Genomic DNA, 15,442 nt, shown 5'->3' with positions numbered 1-15,442 from the left:
CGGGATCACCTCGGTCGGCGGAGCGGCGGGCGGCGCGGTCGCGACGGGGGTGTCGAAGCCGGCCTCCTGCTCCGGGACCAGCTCGGTCGGAGCCGCGGGGTCAGCGGAGGCCGCTGCGCGCGAAGCCCTGCACGAAGTAGCGCTGGAACACCAGGAACAGCACCACCATCGGCACGACGTTCACCAGGGCGAACGCCATGGTCGCTCCGTAGTCGCTGCCGAACTGCCCCTGGAGGAAGAGCAGCCCGATCGGGAGCGTGAACAGCGCGTTCTCCTTCAGGGCGATGAGCGGCCAGGCGAAGTCGTTCCAGGAGCCGAGCAGCGACATGAAGAAGAGCACGGCGATGAGCGGCTTCGAGAGGGGGAGGACGATGGCCGTGAACACGCGGAAGTGCCCGGCGCCGTCGATCCGGGCCGCCTCGATCAGGTCCCGCGGGATCGCGAGGATGAACTGCCGCGCCAGGAACAGCCCGAACGCCGACGCCGCCGTCGGCAGGATCACCGCCCAGTAGCTCCCGTAGAGGCCGAGGTCGGTGACGAGCCGGAACAGCGCCACCATGATCACCTGCACGGGCAGGGTGAGCGTCGACAGGGCCAGGAGGAAGAGCACTCCGGATCCGCGGAACCGCAGCTGCGCGAAGGCGTAGCCGCCGAGCAGGTTGATCGTCACGGTGATCAGGGCGGTGACCAGGCTGATCGCGAGGGAGTTGCCGAACCAGGTCGCCACGGGGAACGACGAGAACACGCGCTCGAAGTTCACCAGCGTCAGCTCGCGGGGCCAGAGGCGGAGGGTGCCGCCGAGCAGCTCGGACCGCGAGGAGAACGCGACGACGACCATCCAGTACAGCGGGAAGACGATGACCACCGAGACGGCGAGGGCGAGGGCGAGGCGGAGCAGGCGCGAGGTGCGCGACGTGCGAATCATTCGACGAGGTCCCTCGAGCGGTTGGTGCGCCACTGCACCGCGGTGAAGATCATGGTCAGTATCAGCAGCACGATGCCGATGGCCGCGGCGTAGCCCTGGTCGCGGGTGACGAACCCGGTGTCGTAGGCGTAGGTCACGAGCACCGAGGTCGCATTCTGGGGTCCGCCGCCGGTGAGCACGAAGACGATGTCGAACACCTGGAACGAGTAGATGACGTTGAGGATGAGCAGGAAGAACGACGACGGGCCGACCAGCGGCAGCGTCACGTGGCGGAACTGCTGCCACGCGTTCGCTCCGTCGAGCCGGGCCGCCTCGTAGAGCGCCGGGTTCACCCCCTGCAGCCCCGCCAGGTAGATCAGCATGTTGAAGCCGGTGCGCCACCACAGGGTGACGAGCACCACGGAGGCGAAGGCGGCCGCTCCGCCGGACTGCCAGGCGATGCGGGGGAGGCCGATCGTCTGGAGCATGCCGTCGAGCACGCCGCTGTTCTCGTCGAAGATCAGCACGCCCATCAGCGCCGTCGCCACGCCGGAGACCGCCATCGGCAGGATGAGGATGCTGCGGAACACCGGACGCGCGGGCAGCACCGAGTTCATCAGCACCGCCGCGCCGAGGCCCAGCGCCATCGAGAGCGGGGTCACGATCAGGGTGAACAGCGCCGTGTTCAGCGTCGAGCGCCAGAAGAGGCCGTCGCCGAGCAGCCGCGCGTAGTTGTCGAGCCCGACGAAGACGCCGTCGCCGAAGCCGTTCGTGCGCTGGAAGCCGATCAGGAACGCGCCGCCCAGGGGGACGAACACGAACAGGCCGAGCATCAGCAGGTTCGGCGCGAGGAACGCGTAGGCGGCCGCCGTCTCGCGGGCGGGGGCGCGGGAGGTGCGCCGGGGGCGGGCGGTCACCGCCTCCGGCGCGAGGACCGACCGGCTCACTGCGTCGCGGCCGCGATGCCGGAGGTGAGGCCGGCGATGGTGTCCTCGGTGCTGCGCCCGCCGACGAAGGCCTGCTCCAGCTGCTCCTTGAGCACCGTGATGATCGCGGCCATGTCGGGCGAGGCGACCTGCGCCGAGTCGGACGCCTGGACGGTGCCCGCCTGGCCGAGGAACACCTCGGCGAGCTCGGGGCGCACGGCGAACTCGATGCCCGACTCCGTGAGGTCGCGGCGAGTGGGGAGGAGCGAGGCGCCGGCGCAGAAGTCGCGCATCGCCTCCTCCTCCGTCACGAACGCGAGGAAGGAGGCGGCCAGCTCCGGGTTCTTCGCGGCCTTGGTCGCGACGAGGGCGTTGCCGCCGAAGTCGCCGCCTCCGCGCACGTTGCGCGGGGAGTAGGTGGCGCCCCACTCGAAGTCGAGGGTGGAGTCGGCGTCGGGGATGAGGAACGCGCCGGCGAAGGTCATCGCGGTGGTCTGCGAGTACCAGAGGTCGCTGGCGTAGGTGGTCGCCTGCACGGAGCTGCTCGGCGGCACGAGGCCGTCGGTGAAGAAGCTGCGGCTGAAGTCGATCGCGGCGCGGCCGGCGGCGGAGTCGATCGCGGGCCCGGACAGGTCCTCGGTGAGGAAGCGGCCGTCGGCCTGGAACAGCAGGCTCAGCCAGCGCGTGACGCCGTTGCCCTGCCAGTTGTAGGCGAAGGGGTAGCGCTCGGCGGGGAGCGAGGCGCGCAGCTTCCGCCCGACCTCGGTGAACTCCTCCCAGGTCCACGCCTCCTCGGGCGAGGAGGGGAAGGAGGTGACGCCCGCGTCGGCCAGCACCTGGGTGTTGTAGAGGATCAGCGAGGTGTCGGTGTGGTGGGGGACGCCGAAGGGGCTCCCGCCGCTCTGCACCGCGGCCCAGGCCGGATCGGTGAACCGCTCGGCGACGTCGGAGTCGAGGAAGCCCGACAGGTCCAGGAGCTGGTCGCGGCCGGCGTAGCTGCCGAACGTGTAGTACGGGACCCGGAAGACGTCCGGCGGGTTGCCCGCCTGCAGCTGCGCGTCGATGTTGGTGAACATCTGCTCGTACGGGACCGCGTTGAGGGTCACGGTGGCGCCGGCGTTCGCCGTCTGGAACGCGTCGATCGCGCGCTGGAAGCCGGCCAGCTCGGCGTCGGTGCCCCAGGTGGTGAAGGTGAGGGTGTCGCTGCCGGCGCTCGCCGCGGGGCCCGCGGGGGCGAAGCCGCAGCCGGAGAGGACCGGGACGGAGGCGGCGACGCCGAGCGCTCCGAGGAAGCGGCGGCGGTCGAGGACCGCGCGTCCGAGCTGCGAGAGGTCGAGAGCCCCCGCGGGGAGCCCCTTGCTGGTCAGGCCCATGACGGCCTCCTTCCGGGGGCCAGCGGCAGGCTCCCGGGGGCAGGCTATTCCGGCAGGGCCGCGGGAATCGCGGCTGGACGGATCGGCCGATCCATGAGAGGAGCGGCCGATCCGCGCGGCGGGCGTTCAGCCGCGGCGGCCGAGCATCCCCTCGAACGAGCCGTCGAGCGCCCACGGGTCGGGCGTGGAGCCCGAGCGGGAGGAGCGGGCGGCTTGATCGGCCAGCTCGCGTCCGGCGCGCTCGATGCGCGAGGGCAGCGCCCGTCCGTCCTCGGTCGCGCCGCCCCAGTCGTCCGTCGCCGCGAACACGGTGGTCGCGAGGGGCGCCGCGTGCAGGTAGGTGAAGAGCGGGCGCATCGCGTAGTCGACGGCCAGGGAGTGGCGGGGGGACCCGCCCGTGGCCGCCAGCAGCACGGGCAGGCCGCGCAGCGCCTCCGTGTCGAGCACGTCGACGAACGACTTGAAGAGCCCGCTGTAGCTGGTGGTGAAGATCGGCGTCACGGCGATCAGGCCGTCGGCGCCGGCGACCGCGTCGAGCGCGGTCTGCAGAGCGGGGCTCGCGAAGCCGGTGAGGAGGTTGTTCGTGACGTCGTGCGCGAGGTCGCGCAGCTCCACGACGCTCCGCTCGACGGCGAAGCCCTGCTCGGTGAGGGAGGACTCGGCGGCGTCGGCCAGGCGGTCGGCGAGCAGCCGGGTCGAGGACGGCTGGCTGAGGCCGGCCGAGAGGACGGTGATCCTGCGGGTGTCCATGGAGAGCTCCTGACTAGACGGTGACGGGCTCGGCCGCGGGCTGCGCGTCGCGCGCGGCCACGAGGGAGGCATGGGTGGGGGCGTCGGGCACGTGCGCGGGGCGGCCCTCGGCGAAGCCGGCGCGGAGAGCGGGGAGGATCTCGCCGAGCATGTCCATCTGCTCCAGGACGGTCTTCAGCGGGAGTCCCGCGTGGTCCATCAGGAAGAGCTGGCGCTGGTAGTCGCCGACGTACTCGCGGAAGCCGAGAGTGCGGTCGATGATCTGCTGCGGGGAGCCGACGGTGAGCGGGGTCTGCTCCGTGAAGTCCTCGAGCGAGGGGCCGTGGCCGTAGACGGGGGCGTTGTCGAAGTAGGGGCGGAACTGCGAGACCGCGTCCTGCGAGTTCTTCGCCAGGAAGATCTGCCCGCCGAGCCCGACGATCGCCTGATCGGCGGTCCCGTGGCCGTAGTGCTCGAAGCGCTGGCGGTAGAGCTGCACCATCTTCTGGGTGTGCGAGGCGGGCCAGAAGATGTGGTTCGCGAAGAAGCCGTCGCCGTAGTAGGCGGCCTGCTCGGCGATCTGCGGGGAGCGGATCGATCCGTGCCACACGAACGGCGCGACACCGTCGAGGGGGCGCGGGGTCGACTGGAAGCCCTGGAGGGGAGTGCGGAACTGGCCCTCCCAGTCGACGAAGTCCTCGGTCCACAGGCGGTGCAGCAGGTCGTAGTTCTCGATCGTCAGCTCGATGCCGCGGCGGATGTCCTTGCCGAACCACGGGTAGACGGGGCCGGTGTTGCCGCGGCCGAGCATGAGGTCGACGCGGCCGCCGGCGAGGTGCTGGAGCATCGCGTAGTCCTCGGCGAGCTTCACGGGGTCGTTCGTGGTGATGAGGGCCATCGCGGTGGAGAGCGTGATCCTCTCGGTCTTCGCCGCGAGGTAGCCGAGCGTGGTGGTGGGGGAGGAGGACCAGAACGGCGGATTGTGGTGCTCGCCCAGGGCGAAGACGTCGAGGCCGATCTCCTCCGCCTTCAGCGCGATCGCGAGGGTCGCCTGGATCTTCTCGGACTCGGACGGGGTCCGTCCGGTCGTGGGGTCGGTCGTGATGTCGCTGACCGTGAAGATGCCGAACTGCATCAGGCGCTCCTTCTGTCCTCCGGCCCGGTGGGGCCTGGTCCATGCGTTTGCATGTACATCCTCATTCAACCACGTGCGGCCGGATCTATTCCCGTGGATCCCCGGGCCTCCGCCGGCCTGTCGGAGGACGGCGCCGGTGCCGTGCCCGGACGTCGCCGACCCGCCCCGCTCGCCCCGCGGCCGCCCGAAACATCCCCGCAATACGCCCCGCACTAGAGTCGTGCCATGGGTGACCTCTTCGACGGATACGGGTCCCAGAAGGTCGAGCGGCCCGACACGGGCGCCACCCCCTGGGACGAGATGTTCGCCGACGTGGCGTCGACCGGAGGCCCCGACGGGGTCCGCGGCGCCTATCGCGACATCTACTCCTCGCTCGCGCGGATGACCCAGGAGGAGCTGCGCGGCCGCACCGACGCGCTCGCCTCCTCCTACCTCGCGCAGGGCGTCACCTTCGACTTCGCGGGGGAGGAGCGGCCGTTCCCGCTCGACGCCGTCCCCCGGGTGATCGAGCGCGCCGAGTGGAACGAGGTGCAGACCGGCATCAAGCAGCGGGTCCGTGCTCTCGAGGCGTTCCTCGCCGACGTCTACGGCCCGCAGAACGCCGTGGCCGACGGCGTCATCCCCGCCGGGCTCATCTCGAGCTCCAGCCACTTCCACCGGCAGGCCGCGGGCATCGTCCCCGCGAACGGCGTGCGGATCCAGGTGTCCGGGATCGACCTGATCCGCGATGAGAAGGGCGGCTGGCGGGTCCTCGAGGACAACGTCCGCGTGCCCTCCGGCGTCTCCTACGTCATCTCGAACCGCCGGGTGATGGCGCAGACGCTGCCCGAGCTGTTCGTCTCGATGCGGGTGCGCCCGGTCGGCGACTACCCGAACAAGCTGCTGCAGGCCCTCCGCGCCTCCGCCCCCGAGGGCGTCGACGACCCGACCGTGGTCGTGCTCACCCCGGGCGTCTACAACTCCGCCTACTTCGAGCACACCCTCCTCGCCCGCCTCATGGGCGTGGAGCTGGTCGAGGGCCGCGACCTGTTCTGCACGGGCGGCAAGGTGTTCATGCGCACCACCTCCGGCCCGACCCGGGTCGACGTGATCTACCGCCGCGTGGACGACGAGTTCCTCGATCCGCTGCAGTTCCGCGCCGACTCGATGCTCGGCTCGCCCGGGCTGATGCTCGCGGCCCGGCTCGGGAACGTCACGATCGCCAACGCGGTCGGCAACGGCGTCGCCGACGACAAGCTCGTCTACACCTACCTGCCCGACCTCATCCGCTACTACCTCTCGGAGGAGCCGGTGATCAAGAACGTCGACACGTGGCGGCTCGAGGACCCGGGAGCGCTCGAGGAGGTGCTCGACCGCCTCGACGAGCTCGTCGTGAAGCCGGTCGACGGCTCCGGCGGCAAGGGCCTGGTCGTCGGGCCGGCCGCCTCGGCGAAGGAGCTCGCGGAGCTGCGCTCCCGCCTCCAGGCCGACCCGCGCGGCTGGATCGCGCAGCCGGTCGTGCAGCTCTCCACCATCCCCACCCTCGTCGACGACGGGATGCGTCCCCGGCACGCCGACCTGCGGCCCTTCGCCGTGAACGACGGCACCGACGTCTGGGTGCTGCCCGGCGGCCTGACCCGCGTCGCGCTCCCGGAGGGGCAGCTCGTCGTCAACTCGTCGCAGGGCGGCGGATCGAAGGACACCTGGGTGGTCGGCCTCGAGGAGGCGCGCAGCGCCGAGCCCGAGGCGCGCGACATCCAGGCGCTCGTCGCCGAGCAGGCCGCTGTCACCAGCTCAATCCCGATCGTCTACCCGCTCAACCACACGCCCGACCACTCGCCGCAGGACGCACCGAACACCGACCAGGACCAGCAGCAGCAGCAGACGCTCGCGGCGGGGGAGGACGACTGATGCTCTCCCGGATCGCCGAGTCGCTGTTCTGGATCGGCCGCTACATCGAGCGGTCCGACGGCACCGCCCGCATCCTCGACGTCCACCTCCAGCTCCTGCTCGAGGACCCGTGGATCGACGAGGACACGGCCTGCCGCTCGCTCCTGTCGGTGATGGGCTCGACCCCGCCCGACGACATGCGCGAGATCACCCGCGCCGACGTGCTGGCGATCCTCGCGATCGACCGCACGAACCCCGCCTCGATCGCCTACTCGCTCGGCGCGGCCCGCGAGAACGCCCGCCGGGCGCGCGAGATCGTCTCGACCGAGCTCTGGGAGTGCCTCAACACCACGCGCACCCGGATGCCGCGCCGCGTCTCGGGCGAGCGGGTGTCGGAGTTCTTCAGCTGGGTGAGGGAGCGCTCCGCCCTCGCCGTCGGCATCATCGAGTCGGCGACCTCGCGCGACGAGGCCTGGCAGTTCTTCACGCTCGGCCGCTCGATCGAGCGCGCCGACATGACCGCCCGCCTGCTCGCCACCCGCTCGCTGACCGAGGCGAGCGGCCCCTCCTGGACCACGATCCTCCGCTCCTGCGGCGCCTACGAGGCGTACCTGCGCACCTACCGGGGCGTGCCGAGCGCGCGGAACGCGGCCGAGTTCCTCCTCCTGGACCGGCTGTTCCCGCGCTCGATCCTCTTCTCGGTCTCGCGGGCGGAGGCGTGCATGCGCGACATCGAGCCGCGCACCGGCCGCATCGGCCACTCCGGCGACGCGCAGCGCGTCCTCGGGCGGATCCGCAGCGAGCTGGAGTTCCGGCCGATCACCGACATCCTCGAGGACCTGCCGCGGCACATGGACAGCGTGCAGGAGGCGACCTCGGCCGCTTCCGAGGCGATCCGCCAGCGGTACTTCCCCACCAACGTCATGCCGAGCTGGATCGGGGAGGCGCTGTGAGCAGGCTGCGCATCAGGCACACCACGGGCTTCACCTACGCGGGGGACGTGGTCGCGTCCTACAACGAGGCGCGGATGCTCCCCGCCTCCTCGGACGGGCAGCTGGTGCTGTTCTCGAACCTCGACATCCGGCCGGTGACCTCGGTGCACGCCTACACCGACTACTGGGGCACCCGCGTCTCGTCGTTCGACGTGCTCGACGCCCACCGCGAGCTCTCGCTGACGGCGACCTCGCTCGTCGAGATCCGGCCGAAGCAGCACCCCGACCACCCGACCGGGTGGGATCAGCTGTCCGAGCAGGTCGAGACGCGCACCGAGTACGTGGAGCAGTCGAAGCAGACCCACCGCACCGCGCCGCCGGAGGACCTCTCGGCGATGGCGCGCTCGCTCGCGGACGAGGCGGCCGGACCGTGCGAGGCCGCGCTCACGATCGCCGAGACGATCGGCCGGGCGATGACCTACCGGCAGGGCGTCACCGGCGTGCACTCCACCGCGACGGAGTCGTGGACCGCGCGCGAGGGCGTCTGCCAGGACATCACGCACATCGTCCTCGGGGCGCTGCGCTCGGTGGGCATCCCGGCGCGCTACGTCTCGGGCTACCTGCACCCCAAGCCGCACGCCGAGATCGGCGAGACCGTGGTGGGGGAGTCGCACGCCTGGGTCGAGTGGTTCTGCGGAGGAGCCTGGCGCGGCTACGACCCGACGAACCTGATCGACATCGGCGACCGCCACGTCACCGTCGGCCGCGGCCGCGACTACAACGACATCGCGCCGCTGCGCGGGGTGTTCGCCGGGCCCCGCTCGTCGAAGCTCTTCGTCCGCGTCGAGATCACCCGCGAGGCCTGAGGGCGGGCGGCGGTCGCGCCCCGCGTCGGGGGCGACCCGTCGAGTGGGCGGTCCGCGGATCCGCCCGGCGTGCGGACCGGCCGACGGAGCCTAGGCGCGCGGGCGCAGCAGGGGGACTCCGCCGGTGGCGGGCAGAGCCTCCGGTCCGGGGGCCGCGAGCCGGGCGGCGCGGCGCAGGCGGAGGTGGAAGGCGAGTCCGATGGCGGCCGCCGCGATCCCGGAGGCGGCGCCGACCAGCATCGCCTGGCGCGGACCGTAGGCGTTCGCGACCCAGCCGATCAGCGGTGCGCCGATCGGGGTGCCGCCGACGAAGATAGCCATGTACAGCGCCATGACCCGGCCCCGCATCTCGGGGGCGGTCGAGAGCTGCACGTAGCCGTTGGCCGAGGTCATCAGCGTCTGCGCCGCGATGCCGACGAAGGGGAGCAGGATCGCGAACGCCCAGACCGTCGGCATGACGCCGGCCAGCGCGAGCGCGACGCCGAACGCCGCGGAGGCGCCGACGATGAGCCGGAGCCTCGGGCGGTCGCGGCGAGCCGAGAGGAGCGCCCCCAGCACCGAGCCGACGGCGATCGCGGAGGAGAGGAGGCCGAACTCGCTCGCCCCCATGTCGAACTCGACCGTCGCCATCGTCGAGGCGAAGATCGGGAAGTTCAGGCCGAAGGTGCCGATCAGGAACACGATCGCGAGCACCACGAGGATGTCCGGCCGCTTCGACACGTAGCGGAACCCCTCCAGCAGCGCACCCGGGCCGCGCGTGGCGCGCGGGGCGCTGCGGAGCTGGTCGCGGTGGAGTGCGCGCAGCGAGAGCAGGACGGCGAGGAAGCTCGCGGCGTTGAGGAGGAAGACCCAGCCGGAGCCGACCGCGGCGATGAGCACGCCCGCGAGGGCCGGTCCGATCATCCGCGCCGAGTTGAAGGAGGCCGAGTTCAGCGAGACGGCGTTGGTGAGGTCGCGCTCCTCGACCAGCGCCGAGACGAACGTCTGGCGCACGGGCGCGTCGATCGCCGCGGCGAAGCCGAGGAGCAGGGCGAAGAGGTAGACCATCCAGAGCTGGACGATCCCGGTCACGACGATGAGTCCCAGGCCGAGCCCGAGCGCGCCCATCGCGCCCTGGGTGGCCATCAGGAGCTTCCGCCGGTCGAAGCGGTCGGCGATGAAGCCGGAGAAGGGGACCATCACGAGCTGCGGTCCGAACTGCAGCGCCATGGTCACGCCGAGCGCCGTCGCGTCGTGGTCGGTCAGGTCGTTGATCACGATCCAGTCCTGGGCCGTGCGCTGCATCCAGGTGCCGACGTTCGAGACCATCGCGCCCGCGAACCAGATGCGGTAGTTCGGCACGGCGAGGGAGCGGAACATCGCGCTCATCGGTCGGCCACCGCGCGCAGGACCGCCGCCGCGTCGTGGAGCAGGCGCAGGTCCTCGGGAGGGAGTTCCTCGAGGCGCGCCACGAGCCACGCGTCGCGGCTGCGGCGCACGTCGAGCACCAGTGCGGTGCCGGCCCCGGTGGGGCGGATGCGGGTGACGCGGCCGTCGGCGGGGTCGGCCAGGCGCTCCGCGAGTCCTTCGTCGACCAGGCAGCCGACCGTGCGGGTCATCGAGGGCGGGCGGACCCGCTCCGCCTCGGCCAGCTCGCCGAGGGTCTTCGCGCCCTCGCGGTGCAGGAGCGCGAGCACGCTGAACTGCGGATCGCTGAGCTCGTGCTGGGCCTTCTCCTGCCGGAGCCGCCGTCCGAGCCGGCCGACCGCTGCCCGCACCTCGCCCGCGAGGGAGGTCAGCGGGAGATCGGTCTGCGGGGTGTCGGTCGGAGGGGTCTCGGTCTGCAGGGTCTCGGTCGATGGCACATAGTTAGCCTAACAAAAGAACCGCCGCTCAGGCGGAGGTCCGCGCGGTCCGCACCGCCCCGATGCTCGCGGCGACCACGAGCGCGATCCCGACGGCCTCGACGGCGCTGAGGCGCTGGCCGAGCACGAGGAAGCCCGAGAGCGCGGCCGCCCCGGGGGAGAGCGACATCAGGATCGAGAAGGTGGAGGAGCGCAGGCGCCGCAGCGCCAGCAGCTCCAGCGCGTAGGGCACCGCGGAGGAGAGCACCGCCACGGCGAGCCCGAGGAGCAGCACCGGCGGCACCACCAGGGCGGGTCCGGCGGAGGCGAGGCCGAACGGCAGCGACACGATCGCGCCGGCCGCCAGCGCCAGCGCGAGCCCGTCGATCCCCTGGAACCGCCCGCCGGTGCGGCCGGCGAAGACGATGTACGCGGCCCAGAGCACTGCGGCCCCCAGCGCGAAGCCGACGCCGACCGGGTCCAGCGCCGAGAAACCGCCCTGCGACAGGGTCACCACCCCGGCCAGCGCGAGCACCGCCCAGACCAGGCTCAGCACGCTCCTCCCGGCGATCACCGAGAGCGTCAGCGGCCCGAGCACCTCGAGGGTGACGGCGGCGCCCTGCGGGATCCGGGCGATGGCCTCGTAGTAGCAGGCGTTCATCCCGCCGAGGGCGAGACCGTAGGCGGCGACGGTGGCCCAGTCGCTCCGGCTGTGGCCGCGCAGCCGCGGACGGCAGACCAGGAGCAGCACGACGGCTGAGAACACCAGCCGGAGCGTGACGGTGCCGATCGGCCCCGCGGCGGGGAAGAGCAGCACGGCGAAGGAGGCGCCCAGCTGCACGCTCGCGACCGACCCGAGCACCAGGCCGATCGAGCCCGCGCTCGCCGGGCGCCGCTCCGGAGCGACCGCTGCGCTCAGCTGGAGCGCCGCTGCGTCTGGACGGGCGGGACGTTGTAGCCGAGCAGGCCGACGCCGGTCGCGTCCCAGCGCAGCGTGGTCAGCGAGACGTTGTCGACCACCGGGAAGGTGTGCCGGTAGGTCTCGGGGTTGATGCCGAGGTAGGCGCACAGCAGGAGGCGGATGAGCGTGCCGTGCGCGACGACGAGCACCCGGCCGTCGGGGTGCTCGCGGTGGATGCGCGCGAGTGAGGTGTTCGCGCGGGCGACGGCGTCGAGGCCGGACTCGCCGCCGGGCATAGGCTGGATGGCCGGCGCCGCGACCCACGCGTGGTACTCGTCCGGGAAGCGCTTCTCCATCTCGTCGGTGGTCAGCCCCTCACCGCGGCCGAAGTCGACCTCGACCAGCGCCGGGTCGGGCTGCAGCTCGAGGTGGGCCGCCCGCGCGGCGGGCACGGCGGTGCGCACGGCCCGGACCAGGGTGGAGGAGTACACCGCCTCGAGGTCGGCGTCGACGGCCCAGGCGGCCAGAGTCGCCGCCTGGTCCTGGCCCCGGGGGGTCAGCGCGATGTCGGAGGAGCCCGCGAAGCGGTTCTCGGAGTGCCAGACAGTCTCTCCGTGCCGGGCGAGGATCAGGGTCGTCACCCCCTGAGCCTACCGACCGTGCGGGCCAGTGGGCCCCGCGCTCACGCGGCGGGGACGCCGTAGTGCGCGTCGACCATCACCGGGAGATGGTCCGAGACGCCCTGGGGCAGCGTGGAGACCCGCTCGATCCGCACGGAGTCGCTGATCGCGAAGTCGAAGTGGCCGCTGAAGTAGCGGTAGCGCGCGTAGGTGGGGGAGTCGCTCCGCGAGACCAGGTAGCCGTTCCGGGTCATCCGGCGGTCGAGTCCGCGGAAGAACCACGGGTAGTTGTAGTCGCCGACCATCAGGGAGGGGGTGTCCGGCGCGTACTCGCGCAGCCGGTTCAGCGCCTCGTCGATCTGCTTGCGGCGCAGGGCGTTGCCGGCCGAGAGCGGGGCGGCGTGGAAGGAGGAGACGGCGATCGATCCGCCGTCGCGGTCGTCGAGGCGGACGGCCAGCAGGCGCTCGTGAGCGGGGGACATCACGCGGTCGTGCATGGACTTGCTGAGCTCGAACGCGGCGCTGCCGGAGAGTTCGAAGCGGTCCTGCGAGTAGTAGACGGCCAGGCCCAGGCGGTTGCGGGCCGTGACGGACGCGAGCCGGAGCGAGCCCACCTCCTGCGGCAGCTTCGTGGTGTCGCACTCCTGCAGGCACAGCACGTCGATGTCGTGGCGGGCGGCGAGGGGGGCGATCTCGGCGTGCGCTCGGTGCTCCCGGAGGTTGTAGGAGATCACGCGGAGGGCGCGTTCGGTCGGCTGCATTTCGCCAGTGTAGGGCGCGCCGACCGAGCGCCGGCCGACCCTCCGGCGAACACGGAGGGACCTCCTCGGAACGCGGTCGGAACGTTCGCCGACCGGCCGGGGAGGACCCTCGCGGAGCCGTGTCAGTGCTGCTCGGTGCCCGAGGCGTCGGTCTCGGCGTCGGTGCCGTGGACGCCGTCGGTGGGGCCCCAGTCGGGCAGCGGGGGGTTCTGCTCCTCGCCGTCGGCGCCGACGCCGTCGGCCAGGGGGGAGGCCGCGCCGCCGACCTCGTCGAGGCCCGCGGAGGTGCCGGTCTCGGTGGCGGGGTCGGGCGTGCGGGCGCCGTCGGTCGTGTCGGTGGGGGTGGGCTCGATGTCGTAGTCGGAGCTGCTCATGTCCCGACGCTACGACTCCGCCGCCCGCGGGGGCACCCCCTTGCGCTCCCGCGAACGACGGAGGCCCCCCGCACCGGGAAGGTGCGAGGGGCCTCCGAAGGGGGAGTGCTCAGCGTCCGTAGGCGGAGGCGGCGGGGCAGTCGAACGGGTCGCCGCCGGCCGACAGGCCGACCTTGTTGAGGTAGCGGACGACGATCGCGTACGACTCCATCAACGAGGTCTCGGTGTAGGGGATCTGGTGGGTGGTGCAGTACTCCTTGGCGATGACCTGCGCACGGCGCAGCGCCGGGCGGGGCATGTTCGGGAAGAGGTGGTGCTCCACCTGGTAGTTGAGGCCGCCCATGTAGAGGTCGGTGAACCAGGTGCTGCGGATGCTGCGCGAGGTGAGGACCTGGCGGCGGAGGAAGTCGACGCGCGCCTCCTTCGGCAGCAGCGGCATGCCCTTGTGGTTCGGCGCGAACGAGGCGCCCATGTACAGGCCGAAGACGCCCAGCTGCACGCCGACGAAGGCGAACGCCATGCCGAGGGGGAGGGCCCAGAAGACGACGGCGAGGTAGAGGCCGACGCGGGTGACGAGCATGGTGATCTCGACCCAGCGCTTGTCGACCTTGCCCTTGCCGAACACGGTGCGGAAGCCGTGCAGGTGCAGGTTGAGGCCCTCGAGCAGCAGGAGCGGGAAGAACGCGTAGCCCTGGCGGCGGGTGAGCCAGGCGTAGAGGCCGCGCGAGCGGGCCGCGTCCTCGGCGGTGAAGGAGACGACGTCGCGCTCGATGTCCGGGTCCTTGCCCAGCACGTTCGGGTTCGCGTGGTGGCGGCTGTGCTTGGTCATCCACCAGGAGTAGCTGATGCCGACGAAGAGGTTCGCGAGGGTGCGCCCGGCGACGTCGTTGGCCCTGCCGGACTCGAACACCTGGCGGTGCGAGGCCTCGTGAGCGAGGAAGGCGAACTGCGTCAGCACGATGCCGAGGGCGGCGGCGAGCAGGAGCTGGAACCAGGAGTCGCCCAGCAGGACGAAGCCGGTGACGATGCCGCCGAGCGCGAGGACCAGCGCGCCGAACATCGTGTAGTAGAAGCCGGTGCGGCGGCGGAGGAGCCCCGCGTCGCGGACCGTGCTGAGGAGACCGGAGTACTCGGTCGTCGGGTTGACGCGGCCGTCGGCGCGCGGACGGGTGCGGACGACGCGGGGGGCGCCTCCGGTGACGGACGTGGTGGTGGGGGTGCTCATCGGCGCCTCGCTCTTCGTGGTGACCGTCGGCGTCGACGGTCTCTCGGTGAGCGATCCCGACGGGGGCGGTCCGCTCATGGTTCACCGCGTCGGTAGGGGCCGGACGCGGCATCAGGGCGACCGGGGTCAAGGGCAACCTGGTGTGAACACTACGGGGACGGCGGCGGCACCGCACCATGGCGATTGCCAGCCTTCGCTCCGCGCGTGTCGGGAAGGGGAGTGCGCCTCCGGCGGGACCGCCGGAGGCGCACGGGCTCAGGAGCCGATCGAGTCCTGCGGGCGGCCGGACTTGAGCGCGGCGAGGCGCGCCTCCACCTCGGTCATCTCACCGAGGTCCTCGAGCGACTCGAACTGCGCGTCCAGGCTCGAGGAGGCGAGCTCCTCCGCGCCGCGGACGCGCGCCTCCTCGCGGCGGATCTTCTGCTCGAAACGGCTCACCTCGCTCGTCGGGTCCATCAGGTCGATGCTCTTCACGGCGTCCTGGACCTGGCTCTGCGCCTCGACGGTCTTCGAGCGTGCGATCAGCTCGTCGCGCTTGCTCGAGAGCTGCTGCAGCTTCTCGCGCATCTGGTTCAGGCCCGACTTGAGCTTGTCGACGACCTCGGTCTGCGAGGCGATGGTCGGCTCGGCGTCCTTCGCCTCCTTCTCGGACTGGATCTGGCGCTGCAGAGCGACCTTGGCCAGCGCGTCGAACTTGTCGGCGTCGCCGGCGCTCCCGCCGGTGCGCAGCTCGTCGGCCTTGCGGCTCGCGGCGAGGGCCTTGCCGCCCCACTCCTGGGCGTTCTGCACGTCCTCGCGGTAGTCGTCCTCGAGCAGGCGCAGGTTGCCGATCGTGGTGGCGATCGCCGCCTCGGCGTCGCGGATGCTGTCGGTGTAGTCGCGGACCATCTGGTCGAGCATCTTCTGCGGGTCCTCGGCCTGGTCGAGGAGCGCGTTGATGTTGGCCTTCGCGAGCTGCGCGATGCGGCCGAAGATCGACTGTCTCTGAGCCATGGGTGTCTCTC

Annotated in this window: 16 protein-coding genes; 3 read left to right on the top strand and 13 right to left on the bottom strand. The window is 71.8% G+C overall.

The genetic code is table 11. The annotated features are described in order from the left end of the window. Window positions 1–100: 100 nt before the first annotated feature. The 5 genes from C5D36_RS14355 to C5D36_RS14335 all read right to left on the bottom strand — a co-directional run bounded on the left by C5D36_RS14355 (window position 101) and on the right by C5D36_RS14335 (window position 5,067). Window positions 101–925: a carbohydrate ABC transporter permease gene (locus C5D36_RS14355; RefSeq protein ID WP_104233145.1), complete on the bottom strand. Its 825-nt coding sequence runs from the start codon at window positions 923–925 to the stop codon at window positions 101–103. After that, a complete protein-coding gene (locus C5D36_RS14350) occupies window positions 922–1,821 on the bottom strand; it encodes a carbohydrate ABC transporter permease (RefSeq protein ID WP_244229482.1) in 900 nt (299 codons plus the stop codon). The genes C5D36_RS14355 and C5D36_RS14350 overlap by 4 nt, the downstream gene beginning before the upstream one ends. 26 nt (window positions 1,822–1,847) lie before the next feature. After that, window positions 1,848–3,203, bottom strand: a complete 1,356-nt coding sequence (locus C5D36_RS14345; protein ID WP_104246873.1) for a sugar ABC transporter substrate-binding protein — start codon at window positions 3,201–3,203, stop codon at window positions 1,848–1,850. Between the two features lie 126 nt (window positions 3,204–3,329). After that, complete coding sequence (locus C5D36_RS14340; RefSeq protein WP_104249848.1) at window positions 3,330–3,953, bottom strand: FMN reductase; 624 nt, start codon at window positions 3,951–3,953, stop codon at window positions 3,330–3,332. Between the two features lie 13 nt (window positions 3,954–3,966). Continuing rightward, window positions 3,967–5,067 (bottom strand): LLM class flavin-dependent oxidoreductase, encoded by a 1,101-nt coding sequence (locus tag C5D36_RS14335; protein ID WP_104226200.1) that lies wholly within the window; start codon window positions 5,065–5,067, stop codon window positions 3,967–3,969. Window positions 5,068–5,292: 225 nt separating this feature from the next. Here C5D36_RS14335 and C5D36_RS14330 point away from each other — a divergent pair, with 225 nt between their 5' ends. From C5D36_RS14330 to C5D36_RS14320, 3 genes are read left to right on the top strand one after another with little or no spacing between them, the layout of a single operon-like run. After that, window positions 5,293–6,957, top strand: a complete 1,665-nt coding sequence (locus C5D36_RS14330) for a circularly permuted type 2 ATP-grasp protein (RefSeq protein ID WP_104226201.1) — start codon at window positions 5,293–5,295, stop codon at window positions 6,955–6,957. Continuing rightward, a complete protein-coding gene (locus C5D36_RS14325; protein ID WP_104223851.1) occupies window positions 6,957–7,889 on the top strand; it encodes an alpha-E domain-containing protein in 933 nt (310 codons plus the stop codon). Before C5D36_RS14330 ends, C5D36_RS14325 begins: the two co-directional genes overlap by 1 nt. Further along, window positions 7,886–8,734, top strand: a complete 849-nt coding sequence (locus C5D36_RS14320; protein ID WP_104292250.1) for a transglutaminase family protein — start codon at window positions 7,886–7,888, stop codon at window positions 8,732–8,734. The genes C5D36_RS14325 and C5D36_RS14320 overlap by 4 nt, the downstream gene beginning before the upstream one ends. A 90-nt stretch (window positions 8,735–8,824) precedes the next feature. Here C5D36_RS14320 and C5D36_RS14315 read toward each other — a convergent pair whose 3' ends face one another. The 8 genes from C5D36_RS14315 to C5D36_RS14280 form a co-directional block, all read right to left on the bottom strand. Further along, window positions 8,825–10,102, bottom strand: a complete 1,278-nt coding sequence (locus C5D36_RS14315) for an MFS transporter (RefSeq protein ID WP_104296076.1) — start codon at window positions 10,100–10,102, stop codon at window positions 8,825–8,827. Beyond that, a complete protein-coding gene (locus C5D36_RS14310) occupies window positions 10,099–10,578 on the bottom strand; it encodes a MarR family winged helix-turn-helix transcriptional regulator (RefSeq protein ID WP_258062951.1) in 480 nt (159 codons plus the stop codon). The genes C5D36_RS14315 and C5D36_RS14310 overlap by 4 nt, the downstream gene beginning before the upstream one ends. A 28-nt stretch (window positions 10,579–10,606) precedes the next feature. After that, window positions 10,607–11,419 carry a DMT family transporter gene (locus C5D36_RS14305; protein WP_244229480.1) on the bottom strand — a complete coding sequence of 271 codons (813 nt, stop codon included), beginning with the start codon at window positions 11,417–11,419 and terminating at the stop codon, window positions 10,607–10,609. A 53-nt stretch (window positions 11,420–11,472) separates the two neighbouring features. Continuing rightward, a complete protein-coding gene (locus tag C5D36_RS14300) occupies window positions 11,473–12,099 on the bottom strand; it encodes a histidine phosphatase family protein (RefSeq protein ID WP_104223854.1) in 627 nt (208 codons plus the stop codon). A 41-nt stretch (window positions 12,100–12,140) separates the two neighbouring features. Next, complete coding sequence (locus C5D36_RS14295; RefSeq protein WP_104223855.1) at window positions 12,141–12,839, bottom strand: endonuclease/exonuclease/phosphatase family protein; 699 nt, start codon at window positions 12,837–12,839, stop codon at window positions 12,141–12,143. 122 nt (window positions 12,840–12,961) lie between these two features. Then, a complete protein-coding gene (locus C5D36_RS14290; RefSeq protein ID WP_104246865.1) occupies window positions 12,962–13,213 on the bottom strand; it encodes a hypothetical protein in 252 nt (83 codons plus the stop codon). 109 nt (window positions 13,214–13,322) lie between these two features. Then, on the bottom strand, window positions 13,323–14,438 hold the full coding sequence (locus C5D36_RS14285) for an acyl-CoA desaturase (RefSeq protein WP_104261457.1): 1,116 nt from the start codon (window positions 14,436–14,438) through the stop codon (window positions 13,323–13,325). Between the two features lie 255 nt (window positions 14,439–14,693). Next, window positions 14,694–15,431, bottom strand: a complete 738-nt coding sequence (locus C5D36_RS14280) for a PspA/IM30 family protein (RefSeq protein WP_104223858.1) — start codon at window positions 15,429–15,431, stop codon at window positions 14,694–14,696. Window positions 15,432–15,442: the final 11 nt, after the last annotated feature.

The organism is Rathayibacter sp. AY1C6 (genome assembly GCF_002931535.1).
GTDB lineage: Bacteria > Actinomycetota > Actinomycetes > Actinomycetales > Microbacteriaceae > Rathayibacter.
The sequence above is the reverse complement of the archived record's forward strand: the minus strand, read 5'-3'. Positions and strand labels throughout refer to the sequence as shown.